Here is a 12590-nt window from a genome sequence, read left to right as displayed (position 1 = left end):
GCAACGGGCAGACTCATAACTCAATATCTTGGAATATAAGCTTAGCAAATATGCCAAAGCTAAATCCTTGCGTTTGTGCGTGGTATTGACGTTAAGCCCACAACCCATAAGCGTCAAGTTATCCAAGAGCAGAAGCGCAAAATGAATCAGCAGAATACAAAAAAAAACCGCCGCGAAAGCAATTCGCAACGGTCTGTGCTGTTCGCCAAAGCGATACTAAGCTATTTCCGAATTATTTTTGGGCTTTTGCTTCAGCTTCTGCGGCGGTTTTTTCAGCAGCGACGTCGGCTTTAGGAGCAGCTTTCACATCCAGCAATTCCACGTCGAATACCAGAGTGGAGTTAGCGGGGATCCCCGGAACGCCGGTTTTACCGTAAGCCAGTTCTGGTGGGATGACCAGAGTGATTTTGCCGCCTTTCTTGATTTGTTTCAGACCTTCAGTCCAGCCTGGAATAACGCCGTCCAGACGGAAAGACAGTGGCTCGCCGCGTTTGTATGAATCATCAAAGACGGTGCCGTCAGTCAAAGTACCTTTATAGTTAACTACTACGGTATCACTGTCTTTCAGCGCGTCACCAGCACCTGGTTTTTCAACTTTATACAGCAGGCCGCTCGCGGTTTTCTTCACGCCTTTTTCTTTAGCAAAAGTATCGCGGTACTTGGTGCCTTTATCTGAATTTTCTTTCGCATCTTGCGCCATCTTGGCCTGAGCCGAGGATTTCACACGAGCTTCAAAACCTTGCAGAGTTTTTTCAATTTCTTCGTCAGTCAGCTTAGATTTATTGGCAAAAGCGTCCTGAACACCGGCGATCAACTGGTCTTTATCCAGTTTGATTCCCAGTTTTTCTTGTTCTTTCAGCGAGTTGTCCATATAACGACCTAAGGATGCACCCAGTGCATATGCAGATTGCTGGTCGTCATTTTTGAACTTGCTGTTAGTCGTTGCTGCCGCGTCAGGAGTTTTTACCGCGTCAGCAGCCATAGCCTGAGTTGCATTCAGGGTCAATGCCATGGTTGTAGCCAGCAAGGTTACTTTAAACAATGATTTCATCCATTTCTCCAATGGCTCAGGGCTTCTTACCCCAAGCAACGATTGTGTATGTTTCAGTACTATAACTGCCGGAGCGAAGACAAAACAATCTCCGAATCTACAGTATGCAGTGATATTTCGACTTTTTTTATCACAAGAAGTTTCCTTTTTATTGTTCTCACTCTCTGCGCAAGGCATTCCGCGGCGTTTACAGGTAGAATCTCTGACATCGCTGTCGCTCCGGCATGCGGCCACCGCGGCAGGAATCGATGACAGAATCGTCGTTAGCAGTTATGAGAGGAAATACTATGGAAGCGTCTTTGTTCGAACAACGGCTTGAAATGCTGGAAAGTCGTCTGGCGTTTCAGGAAGTGACAATTGAAGAATTGAATTTGATTGTGACTGAACACCAGATGGAAATGACCAAACTGCGGGAACACCTGCGTTTGCTGACGGATAAATTACGGGCCTCCCAGCCTTCAATGTTGGCATCACAGGCAGACGAAACGCCCCCACCTCACTATTGAGGTTTATTTGCGGCACAAAAAAGCCAGCCTTGCGGCTGGCTTTTTCATTGACGATCGTGATGCCTTAGTGGCAACCACAGCCGCCTTTACCGCAACCGCCGCCCTGTTGAGCGTGGTCATGGCCGTGGTCATGGTCGTGATCGTGGTCGTGACCGCCGCAGCAGCCGCCGCCGTGTTCATGGTGATGATCGTGCTCACCGTGTACGTGGCCGTGTTGCAGTTCTTCTGCAGTCGCTTCGCGAATGGCAACAACTTCAACGTTGAAGTTCAGATCCTGACCAGCCAGCATATGGTTACCATCAACCACAACGTGCTCGTCTTCCACTGCGGTAATTTCTACCGGTACTGGACCCTGATCGGTGTCAGCCAGGAAGCGCATACCGACTTCCAACTCGTCAACACCCATAAATACGTCTTTCGGTACGCGCTGAACCAGATTTTCATCATAGTTGCCGTAACCGTCATCAGCACTTACACGCACATCAAAACGGTCGCCCGCCTCGTGGCCTTCCAACGCTTTTTCCAAACCGGAAATCAGGGAGCCGTGTCCGTGCAGGTAGTCCAACGGCGCACTCACCGGAGACTCATCAACTAACACACCGTCTTCTGTACGTACCTGGTAAGCCAGGCTGACCACTAGGTCTTTTGCTACTTTCATGACATCTCCTACCCTTGGAACAAAAATTGGCACAGATTGTAGCGGAAATCTGAACCCCTGTACCCTTCAGCATAAAAAATCGCTGAGGATAACGCTACTTTGGATCAAAAATACCGATAACTTGCTCTTTCGGGCGGACATGCTGATTGACCTGCTCGTCAGTTTGACGCTGATGATGGCCACACTTCACACATTCCACGACTTCCACCTGATCTTCACGCCATAAAGCGAGAGTATCCATAGCCTTACACTGCGGGCAGGTAGCGCCGGCAATAAAACGTTTACGGGTTACAGACATGCTGATTTCTCCGGTTTACTCGTGTTCATCCCAGCCATCAAGCTGCCTGCTTTCATGCAGCATTTCTCGTTGGAAAATATCTTCCAGCTCGCGACGGGCCTCTTTGACTCTGGAAATCTGCGCCACATCGCCATGGTGCGGCGGCATCAGCTCACGCAGCATACGCATATCCAAACGACGGAAATGCTGCTGCGCCCGATAAGCCTGATGCGGGTGCATACCCAGTTGTCGTAATGTTTTACGCCCCAGTTCCAGCGCACTGGAGAAAGTTTCGCGGGTAAAATCCTTCACGCCGCTTTGCAATAATTCATGTGCTTCCACGCGGCCTCTGGCGCGGGCCAGAATATGTAAATTGGGGAAGTGTTGCTGACATAAATGCACCAATGTCATGGTGTCTTCCGGCTCATTACAGGTAATCACTATGGCTTTGGCTTTCTCCGCGCCGGCGGCACGCAGCAGTTCTAGTTCGGTTGCATCGCCATAATAAACCTTATAACCGTATTTGCGCATCACGCCTACGGCGCTAACGTCCCGCTCCAATACGGTAATACGCATTTTGTTTGCCATCAGCAGACGGCCAATAACCTGCCCGAAGCGCCCAAAACCTACAACGATAACCTGCGGATCGTTGTCTTCCACGAAAGGTTTTTCGTCGCTTTCTTCCGGAGCGTTATAACGGCGAGACAGAATACGATCGATACCTTGCATCAATAACGGTGTAGTCATCATTGATAAAGTCACGACCACCAGCAGCAGCGCGAGTTGATCGACACTTAATACATGCTGACTAAAAGCCGCAGAGAATAGTACGAAGGCAAACTCACCGCCCTGACTCAGCACACCGGCAAACTGAAGCCGCACTGAACGCCTCAGGCCAAAGGCTCTGGCCAACCCATAAAGTACCGTGGCTTTGATGGAAACCAGCGCCAATACGCCAAGTAATACTTCCCGCAGATGGGTAAAGATAACGCCAATATTCAGCGCCATCCCCACTGAGATAAAGAACAGGCCGAGCAATAAGCCTTTAAAAGGCTCAATAGCGATTTCCAGTTCATGCTGAAATTCACTTTCCGCCAACAGGATTCCGGCGATAAATGTCCCTAACGCCATCGACAGGCCCAGCGCATCCATAAATATTGCCGAACCTAGCACGACCAGAAGCGCGGCGGCGGTAAACACCTCACGCACGCCGGAGGCAACAATATAACGAAATAACGGGCGTAGCAGGTATCGCCCTCCGATGAGCATGCCAGCAAAAGCGGCCACTTTCAGAGCGATTCTCGCCCAATCGTTAGCGCCCCCACCGCCGCCCGCCAAAATGGGAATCAGCGCCAATGCGGGAATAACAGCCATATCCTGAAATAACAATACAGAGAAACCAAGTTGGCCGCCTTCGTTACGGTTCATCCCTTTTTCACGCATAAGCTGAAGTGCCATTGCGGTTGAGGACATGGCTAAACCGATGCCACCAATGACCGCGGCCTGCCAGGCAAACTGAGTGAAATAGAGCAGCGCGCCCAAAACCGTCGCGGTGATGATCACCTGCCCCGCTCCGACGCCAAAAATAGAGCGCCTCAATTGCCAGAGTTTGGCTGGATTCAGTTCCAGACCAATGATGAACATCAGGAAAACAACGCCTAGCTCAGAAAAATGCAGAATCTCATCCACATCGCGAATAAAACCCAGCCCCCACGGGCCAATGGCGATACCGGCAATCAGGTATCCCAATACCGCTCCAATACCCAATCGTTGTGCGATAGGTACCGCAACGACAGCTGCAAACAAAAACAGTAAAATTGCGGTTAATAGCGCCGAGCCTTCCATAATTATGGCCTCCCTTGTGGCAACGGAGAAGCTAACCACTCGGCGTAGGCCTGCGCATGGTTGGACAACACTTCCGGCTTTTGCCGACGCGCCCAGTAAACAATCATCGGATTTATCCAATGCATATGACACATAGACGCAGTCAATTCGAACGGGCGCAGAATGTCATCCATCGGATATTGGTTATAGCCGCCGACTCGATATGTCCCTTCCGGTTCGCCGGTGGTAATCACCGAACGCCAGTATTTTCCCCGCAGAGCATGGCCTCCGACGCCATTGGCAAACCCGCGCGCCAGTACGCGATCCAGCCATTCCTTTAATAAGGCCGGGCAACTATAGGTATAAAGCGGATGTTGGAAGACAATGACCTGATGCTCACGCAGTAGCTGTTGCTCGTGATGAACATCAATAAAGAAATCCGGATAATGTGCGTAAAGATCGTGCACAGTGACATGCGCTAGCTGCTTTACCGGTTGCAGTAAAACCCGATTGGCGACCGAGTCCTGTGATTCCGGATGGGCATACAGCAGCAAAACCTTCGGCGGCTGTGACATCATTCCCCTCCAAAGCGTCGTCAGGGTGCGGGTTTTCCGTTACCATGCGTCGCAAGACTTAAAATAGGGCGTTTAACGCCCTGTTTGTACCCAAAGTAGAAGTAGTGGGTATTGCAGATTAGGCTAGAAACTAATGCCTCTGCGACCTCAGGTACTAAGGGTTACCTTAATATAATGACAATTTAACATACTCTAAACATACGGCACTCTATGATTGTTTTCTCTTCGCTTCAAATTCGACGCGGGACTCGCGTCTTGCTGGACAATGCTACAGCGACCGTCAATCCGGGCCAGAAGGTCGGGCTGGTAGGTAAAAACGGCTGTGGCAAATCGACCCTGCTGGCCTTGCTGAAAGGCGAAATGAGCGCCGATGGGGGCAACGCCACTTTCCCCAATAACTGGGCGCTGGCCTGGGTTAATCAGGAAACCCCGGCGCTAGATATGCCAGCGATAGAGTATGTTATCGACGGCGACCGTGAATTTCGTCAGTTGGAATCCGAATTACAGGCCGCCAACGAAAAAAACGACGGTCATGCTATTGCTACGGTACATGGGAAACTCGATGCCATTCAGGCCTGGACCATTCAGTCTCGCGCAGCCAGTCTGCTAAATGGCTTAGGCTTTTCGCAGGATCAGTTGCAGCAGCCCGTTCATTCTTTCTCTGGCGGCTGGCGAATGCGCCTTAATCTGGCACAGGCTCTGGTATGTCGTTCTGATTTGCTGCTGCTGGATGAACCGACCAACCATTTGGATTTGGACGCCGTAATCTGGCTGGAAAAATGGCTGAAAAGCTATTCAGGTACGCTAATCCTGATTTCCCACGATCGGGATTTCCTCGATCCTATTATCGATAAGATTCTGCATATTGAACAGCAGTCGCTAAATGAATATACCGGCAACTATTCATCTTTCGAACGCCAGCGTGCGACCAAGCTCGCTCAGCAGCAATCGATGTATCAACACCAGCAGGAAAAAGTCGCGCATCTGCAACACTATATTGACCGTTTCCGCGCTCAGGCGACCAAAGCCAAGCAGGCACAAAGCCGAATTAAAATGCTCGAACGCATGGAAATGATTGCGCCAGCGCACGTTGATAACCCGTTCCGCTTTAGCTTTCGCACGCCGGAAAGCCTGCCCGATCCGCTATTGCGAATGGAGAAAGTCAGCGCCGGCTACGGCGATAAAACCATTCTGCAATCTATTAAGTTAAATCTGGTTCCCGGCTCCCGTATCGGTCTGCTCGGACGCAACGGGGCAGGTAAATCTACGCTAATCAAATTGCTGGCTGGCACGCTGGAACCACAAAGCGGTGAGATCGGTTTGTCGAAAGGCATCAAACTAGGTTACTTCGCTCAGCATCAGTTGGAATTCTTACGTGCGGATGAATCCCCGCTCCAGCATATGAGCCGTTTGGCGCCGAAAGAGCCGGAACAGCAACTGCGGGATTATCTGGGCGGCTACGGTTTCCAGGGTGATCAAGTCACAGATCCGACCGCTCGATTCTCCGGTGGAGAGAAAGCGCGTCTGGTATTGGCGCTGATTATCTGGCAGCGCCCTAACCTATTGCTGCTGGATGAACCGACCAACCATCTGGATTTAGATATGCGGCAGGCACTCACCGAGGCGCTAATTGATTTTGAAGGCGCATTGGTCGTTGTTTCCCACGATCGTCACTTATTGCGTTCTACAACTGACGATTTGTATCTGGTTCACGACGGCAAAGTCGAGCAATTTGACGGCGATCTGGAGGATTATCAGCAGTGGCTGGTCGATTTACAGCGTCAGCAGTCACAGCAAGGTAGCCCGGAAAAAGAAGTCTCTGGAAATAGCGCCCAGCAGCGTAAAGACCAAAAACGCCGCGACGCTGAGTTCCGCACGCAAACCCAGCCACTGCGTAAGCAAATCATGACGCTGGAAAAACAAATGGATAAGTTGAGCGCCGAACTAGCCGCCGTGGAAGATGAATTGGCAGATTCTGCGCTGTACGATATCTCCCGCAAGAGCGAGCTAACCGAATGTTTGCAGCGGCAAAATCAGGTGAAATCCAAACTGGAAGAAACCGAAATGAATTGGCTGGATGCCCAGGAGCAATTAGAGCATCTGACTAAGGAATTTGAAGAAAATTAAGCGTTTCCAAGCTGAAAACTGCCGCTATTCATGGATGATCGCGGCATGGAAAAAATTGATATCAGCATTATTGTGCCGGTGTTCAACGGCGAAGCCTATCTTGCCACGCTGCTTGATTCATTGAGCAGTCAGTCAGGCGTATCTTTCGAAATCATCGCTATCAATGATGGCTCCAGCGACGGCAGCGCCGCCATACTCACGGATCGCGCCCGCCGTCACTCTTTTCTGCGCGTCATACATCAACCCAATCAAGGTTTATCCATTGCCCGTAATCAGGGCATTGCTCAGGCAAAAGGGCAATGGGTCGCATTTGCCGATTGCGATGACTGGCTAGCGCCGAACGCACTGCAAATCTGGCTACAACAGGCCACAGAACAGCAGTTGGATCTACTGATTGGCAACGGCTATCGTTTCTGCGGCGAACCCACTCAGCAGAGCGTCAAACCTTTATTACCCGAACAACGCTGGCAAAAGACGCTCACCGGAAAACAATGGATTATCCACAGCGTCGCACAAAACAACTGGCTGCATTTTTGCTGGCTACAACTGATCCGTCGAGAGCTAATCCAGGCGCATCAATTAACTTTTACGCCTCATCAGCTCCATGAAGATATTTTATGGACCACTCGGCTGGCGTTAGCCGCACAGCGCGTAAATTACTGCCCTGAACCGCTTTATGGCTATCGCACCGCGCCCCACTCCATCACCAGAAAACACTGTTTTCATCTAAGAATGTTACGAGCAGCGAGTTATCTCGATATTATCAGCGAATTAGTCCGTATTGCGGCGCAATCAGAGCCAGTGCTGAGCAAGGCACTGCTACGCCACGCTAATCGAGAAAGCGGCCAGCTATTAGGCTTAACCCGTTGGCAAACCAGAACCTGCGCAGAGCGTAGCCAGCTTGCCAGACGTTTCAAAGAATTAGGATTGGAAATGCCCTTAATCCGGGGAGCGATCGGCCTGCGGGATTTCTGGCGGGCGCTACGTTGCATTATCATTTTCCGCCGCTACGCCAGACAAAAACCTTCACTTAAGGCCGATAAAAGGGTTTGTCACCGAGGATCGTGGCCCGATGCATAATCCGACGCTCCGGCAAATAATCCGCATTGGCGTAATGCTGGGTAACCCGATTATCCCAAATAGCCACGTCATCCTGCTGCCAACGCCAGCGCACCTGAAATTCGGGTTTCGTCGCGTGAGCAAACAGGAATCCCAACAAAGCCTCACTTTCTTTAGCGCTTAATTCATTGATTTTTGTCGTAAAACCTTCATTAACGAATAACGCCTGACGGCCACTGACCGGATGGGTGCGTACCACCGGATGCAAAAGCGGCGGATTCTTCTCTTTCGCCAGCAGCCAGCGTTGGTGATCTTCCAGCGTAGCCCGATGCTTATGCTCAGGGAATGATTTAGTAAAATCATGCTCGGCCTGCAATCCCGCCAAAAGCTGCTTAAACGGGGCAGATAGCGCCTCGTAGGCCGCGATGCCGCTGGTCCATAGAGTGTCACCGCCGGTAGCAGGTAGATGCTTCGCCGCCAGAATGGCACCCAACGGCGGATTGGCGATGAAAGTCACATCCGTATGCCAGTTATCATTATCCGGCGGATTATCATCGTGAGTATCCAGTACGATAATTTCCTCACACTCTTTGGCGTGTGGATAAACTGGATGAATATGCAGGTCGCCAAAACGCCCCGCCAAATCTCGCTGCTGCAACGGCGTTATCGGCTGATTACGCAGAAAGAGCACCTGATGTTTGAGCAACGCATGATAAAGCTGCTCAAATTGACTATCGCCCAATGGGCGGGAAATATCGATATTTTCGATTTGTGCGCCGATATAAGGCCCAAGGGGATTAACCACTAAACGTTCGTTCATTGTTGCACTCCGTACCAAGGGGTTAAGCGGCGCTGAATGGCCCGAAGCCCTAATTCCATGCTGAAAGCGATTATTGCGATTACGCCGATACCGGCGATAACCACATCCGTTGCTAAAAATTCACCGGCAGACTGCACCATAAATCCCAGACCTCGCGTGGCTGCAATCAGCTCGGCGGCGACTAAAGTAGACCAACCCACGCCCAGACCAATGCGGATGCCGGTCAGAATCTCGGGTAAGGCACTCGGCAATACCACATGTCGTAATACCTGCCAACGGTTGGCACCCAATGCTTGCGCGGCTCTGACTCGCACCTGCGCTACGCTGCGCACACCGGCTACCGCAGCCAGAGTAATCGGCGCGAAAATGGCTAAATAAATCAGCAAAATCTTGGATGTCTCACCGATGCCAAACCAAATCACCATCAGCGGTAAATAAGCCAAAGGAGGTACGGGCCGATAAATTTCAATCAGCGGATCCAATATGCCGCGTACCGTCGGACTTAATCCCATAGCAATGCCGGTTGGGATTCCCAGCGCGATTGCCGCTAATAAAGCCAGCATAATCCGCCCAAGGCTGGCGGCTAAATGCTGCCACAGCGTAGCGTCCATAAAGCCTTGTGGGCTGGCAATGGTCATGAGCTGATGCAGCACTTGCTGCGGCGCAGGAAGAAAGAGCGGGCTAATCAGTTGCAGCGCCGTAACGCTCCACCAAATCACTAATATCAGCGCTAACGTCAGCAAACTTAACCCTAAACTGCGGGGCAATAACTGCCCGATAGAGCGAACGAATCGGCGGCTAATTCGCCCTGAAGATGCCGTATTCGGTGCCGAAGAACGCAATGTGCTGTGCAGGCTCATATCAAAGCCTCTCGCTGCTGGAATACTTTACTCAGCACATATTCACGCTGAGCAATGAATTCTGGATCTGACTTAATTGAGCGGCAGGCTTCGCCATTGGCATATCGCTGACCAAAATTGAGCGTCAACCGTTCCACCACCTGCCCCGGCCCTGACGATAACAACAGTAGCTCGCTGGCTAAAAAAACAGCTTCTTCAATATCATGGGTAATTAACAGCACCTGCTTACCGGTATCGCGCCAAATATTCAGTAACAGTTCTTGCATCTGCTCACGCGTGAATGCATCTAGCGCACCGAAAGGTTCATCCAACAGCAGCAAGCGCGGATCAACCGCCAATGCACGAGCTATTCCGACGCGCTGGCGCATACCGCCAGAGAGCTGCCAGATAAAGTGATGCTCAAAACCGCTTAATCCGACCTCGCCCAGCATTTTCAACGCCGTTTCACGTCGCTGCGAGGGATCCATGCCAGCCAGTTGAAGACCGAATTCCACGTTGCTAATCACATCTCGCCACGGCAGCAATCCTTCATGCTGAAACACCACGCCGCGATCGGCACCCGGCCCAGTAATCGGCACACCGTCTAAAGTGATACTTCCCGCCGAGGGTTGAATAAAGCCGGCAATCAGGTTCAATAACGTGGTTTTTCCGCATCCTGATGGCCCAAGCACCACCACCAGTTCGCCGGAGGCTATATTTAACGACACATTTTTTAATGCCGCTTTTCCCTGATATTCCGCACTCAGGCCGCTGACGTTTAGCATCTGGCCTCCTAAGACTGCGGCGCTGCTTGTACCGCTTTAACAAAGCGGTCGGTAACGTAATCGCTGTAATCCTCAGCAACCTGCGGAATTTTCCCCTGCGCTTTCAGGAAGGCGGCAGTATCGGCAATCGCCTTATCCACGGGTTTGCTCAGTTGGGTAATTTGCTCGGCTACCGGTAAATAAGTATTTCCCTTCACTAATTCGGGAATCTGAGCTTCCGGCACGCCGCTCAAACGGGAAAGCTGTTGTAGATTTTGCGCGTTTATCAGCCATTGGTTCGGTTGAGACAAATAAGCCTGCTGCGCATCCAGCGCGCTACGGGCAAAGGCGGTCACAACTTCAGGATGCGCCTTGGCGAAATCTTTTCTCACCACCCATACATCCAGCGTTGGTGCCCCCCAGCGCCCGACTTCCGCCGAATCGGTCAACACTTTGCCTGTTTTCGCTAATTCATTTACCGCAGGTGCCCAAACATAAGCGCCATCAATATCTCCGCGCTGCCACGCCGCCGCAATGGCCGGCGGTTGTAAATTCAGGATAGTGACCTGATCGGGCTTTATCCCCCAATGTTTTAACGCCGCCAACAGGCTGTAATGCGTTGTAGAGATAAAGGGAACCGCAATGCGTTTGCCGATCAGTTCCTGCGGCGTTTTGATGTCTTTTTTCACCACTAAAGCTTCGGAACTACCGAGTTGAGAAGCCAGCAAAAACACTTCAATGGGAACCTGCTGACTGGCAGCAACTGCCAATGGGCTGGAACCCAAATTGCCAATTTGTACATCGCCAGAGGCCAGTGCGCGCACCACGCTGGAGCCACTGTCAAATTTGCGCCAATCGACCTTGGCTCCGGAGAGTTTGGCAAAACTGTTTTCTGCCTGTGCCACTTTCGCCGGTTCCGCAGCCGTCTGGTAGGCCACGGTAACGTCCACCGCGTGGGCAGCAGTCGTTGCCAGCGACAACACCAATAAACTCAAAGAGAAAGGTTTGAACGCCATGGTTTGCTCCACTTGGATAAAGTTGCCATTCAGTGACATCACTGCAGCAGGAGCGCAAAGACGCTCGGTATCCACAGTTGTACCCAAGAGAGATAACGACATAAAAGAATAAAAAAATATTTTTTATTCTTTTGATGAATAAGAGATAAATAAAACGGCAGAGTGAAGCTCGAGCCAATAAGAGGATCTGGGGTGAGTATCGCTGTCACAGACCCGGAGGGAAATAACCTATGAGTCTGATTCAGCGCATAAAAATCGAGGTATTAATTACAACACAATTGCGCCTTGCAGAAATATCTTGGCATAACCGGCAATCACCGTGCGATCGCCTTTCAAGGTACAGAAAAGCTCGCCTCCCCGATGCGATATTTGGCGGGCATGGAGACTATTTTTACCTAAACGCGCGGCCCAATATGGCATCAAAGTACAGTGCGCCGAGCCGGTCACCGGATCTTCATTTCCACCCAACGTAAAGAAGCGCGAAACGAAATCGACTTCATCGCCGGGGGCGGTAACGATCACACCACGCCCCATTTTTTCGATCAGTTCGCCAATATCAGGCTGCAAATCATGTACCTGCTGTTCCGACGCCAATACTACTAATAGTGATTTAGCCTGCAACACCAGCTGAATGTCCACGTCCAGCAGCTTAGTTAAAATGTCTGGTGTAGCAATAGCTTGCGGCGGTAGAGAAGGGAAATTCAAGGATAACAGTTCAAAATCTTCGGCTTCGCGCTTCACATAAAGCTCGCCGCTGGCAGAACGAAAGACAATGTCACTCAAGGCCGGATTGACATGGCTGAACATCACATGCGCCGCTGCCAGCGTTCCGTGTCCGCACAAATCCACTTCCCGCGTTGGCGTAAACCAACGAATCGCAGTTTGATCCCCATCATCCCAAATAAAACTGGTCTCAGGTAAATGCAATTCCGCAGCAATGGCTTGCATGTGCTCTGTCGTTAACGGACGTTTTAGCAGGCAGACGCCAGCCGGATTACCCAGCAGACCCTCGCCAACAAAGGCATCTACGTGAAAATAGTTAAAATCGCTCAAATCGATATCCTATAGCAGCAA

General features: G+C 51.0%; 13 protein-coding genes. 3 read left to right on the top strand and 10 right to left on the bottom strand.

The features are described from left to right. Positions 1 to 232: 232 nt before the first annotated feature. Positions 233 to 1051: an FKBP-type peptidyl-prolyl cis-trans isomerase gene (gene fkpA, locus DBA33_RS01860; RefSeq protein WP_064515591.1), complete on the bottom strand. Its 819-nt coding sequence runs from the start codon at positions 1049 to 1051 to the stop codon at positions 233 to 235. A gap of 287 nt (positions 1052 to 1338) precedes the next feature. Between fkpA and DBA33_RS01855 the strand changes: the two genes are divergently transcribed. Then, a complete protein-coding gene (locus tag DBA33_RS01855) occupies positions 1339 to 1557 on the top strand; it encodes a protein SlyX (RefSeq protein WP_049597224.1) in 219 nt (72 codons plus the stop codon). Positions 1558 to 1621: 64 nt separating this feature from the next. On the opposite strand, the gene slyD is transcribed toward DBA33_RS01855, so the two are convergent. The 4 genes from slyD to kefG form a co-directional block, all read right to left on the bottom strand. Then, entirely contained in the window at positions 1622 to 2215 is a 594-nt protein-coding gene (slyD, locus tag DBA33_RS01850) for a peptidylprolyl isomerase (protein WP_064515592.1), read from the bottom strand. A gap of 94 nt (positions 2216 to 2309) precedes the next feature. Continuing rightward, a complete protein-coding gene (locus DBA33_RS01845; RefSeq protein ID WP_049597226.1) occupies positions 2310 to 2513 on the bottom strand; it encodes a YheV family putative zinc ribbon protein in 204 nt (67 codons plus the stop codon). Between the two features lie 15 nt (positions 2514 to 2528). Then, positions 2529 to 4337, bottom strand: coding sequence for a glutathione-regulated potassium-efflux system protein KefB (gene kefB, locus DBA33_RS01840; RefSeq protein ID WP_120805376.1), 1809 nt, complete (start codon positions 4335 to 4337; stop codon positions 2529 to 2531). 2 nt (positions 4338 to 4339) lie between these two features. Next, the gene (gene kefG / locus DBA33_RS01835) at positions 4340 to 4891 is read right to left on the bottom strand and encodes a glutathione-regulated potassium-efflux system ancillary protein KefG (RefSeq protein ID WP_064515595.1); all 552 of its coding nucleotides are present in this window, start codon (positions 4889 to 4891) and stop codon (positions 4340 to 4342) included. A 210-nt stretch (positions 4892 to 5101) separates the two neighbouring features. Here kefG and DBA33_RS01830 point away from each other — a divergent pair, with 210 nt between their 5' ends. Both DBA33_RS01830 and DBA33_RS01825 read left to right on the top strand, forming a co-directional pair. Further along, the gene (locus DBA33_RS01830; RefSeq protein WP_064515597.1) at positions 5102 to 7018 is read left to right on the top strand and encodes an ABC transporter ATP-binding protein; all 1917 of its coding nucleotides are present in this window, start codon (positions 5102 to 5104) and stop codon (positions 7016 to 7018) included. Positions 7019 to 7063: 45 nt separating this feature from the next. Then, a complete protein-coding gene (locus DBA33_RS01825) occupies positions 7064 to 8098 on the top strand; it encodes a glycosyltransferase (protein WP_064515598.1) in 1035 nt (344 codons plus the stop codon). Here DBA33_RS01825 and tauD read toward each other — a convergent pair. The 5 genes from tauD to DBA33_RS01800 form a co-directional block, all read right to left on the bottom strand. Beyond that, the gene (gene tauD / locus DBA33_RS01820) at positions 8049 to 8897 is read right to left on the bottom strand and encodes a taurine dioxygenase (RefSeq protein ID WP_120805372.1); all 849 of its coding nucleotides are present in this window, start codon (positions 8895 to 8897) and stop codon (positions 8049 to 8051) included. The genes DBA33_RS01825 and tauD overlap by 50 nt on opposite strands. After that, complete coding sequence (gene tauC / locus DBA33_RS01815; protein ID WP_064515600.1) at positions 8894 to 9757, bottom strand: taurine ABC transporter permease TauC; 864 nt, start codon at positions 9755 to 9757, stop codon at positions 8894 to 8896. The genes tauD and tauC overlap by 4 nt, the downstream gene beginning before the upstream one ends. Then, on the bottom strand, positions 9754 to 10521 hold the full coding sequence (gene tauB, locus DBA33_RS01810; protein ID WP_064515602.1) for a taurine ABC transporter ATP-binding subunit: 768 nt from the start codon (positions 10519 to 10521) through the stop codon (positions 9754 to 9756). Before tauB ends, tauC begins: the two co-directional genes overlap by 4 nt. A gap of 8 nt (positions 10522 to 10529) precedes the next feature. Further along, entirely contained in the window at positions 10530 to 11516 is a 987-nt protein-coding gene (tauA, locus tag DBA33_RS01805; RefSeq protein WP_064518396.1) for a taurine ABC transporter substrate-binding protein, read from the bottom strand. Between the two features lie 267 nt (positions 11517 to 11783). After that, positions 11784 to 12569 carry a PhzF family phenazine biosynthesis protein gene (locus tag DBA33_RS01800; protein WP_120805370.1) on the bottom strand — a complete coding sequence of 262 codons (786 nt, stop codon included), beginning with the start codon at positions 12567 to 12569 and terminating at the stop codon, positions 11784 to 11786. Between the last annotated feature and the right edge of the window lie 21 nt (positions 12570 to 12590).

It is taken from the genome of Yersinia sp. IP36721, from assembly GCF_003634395.1.
GTDB lineage: Bacteria > Pseudomonadota > Gammaproteobacteria > Enterobacterales > Enterobacteriaceae > Yersinia > Yersinia entomophaga.
The sequence above is the reverse complement of the archived record's forward strand: the minus strand, read 5'-3'. Positions and strand labels throughout refer to the sequence as shown.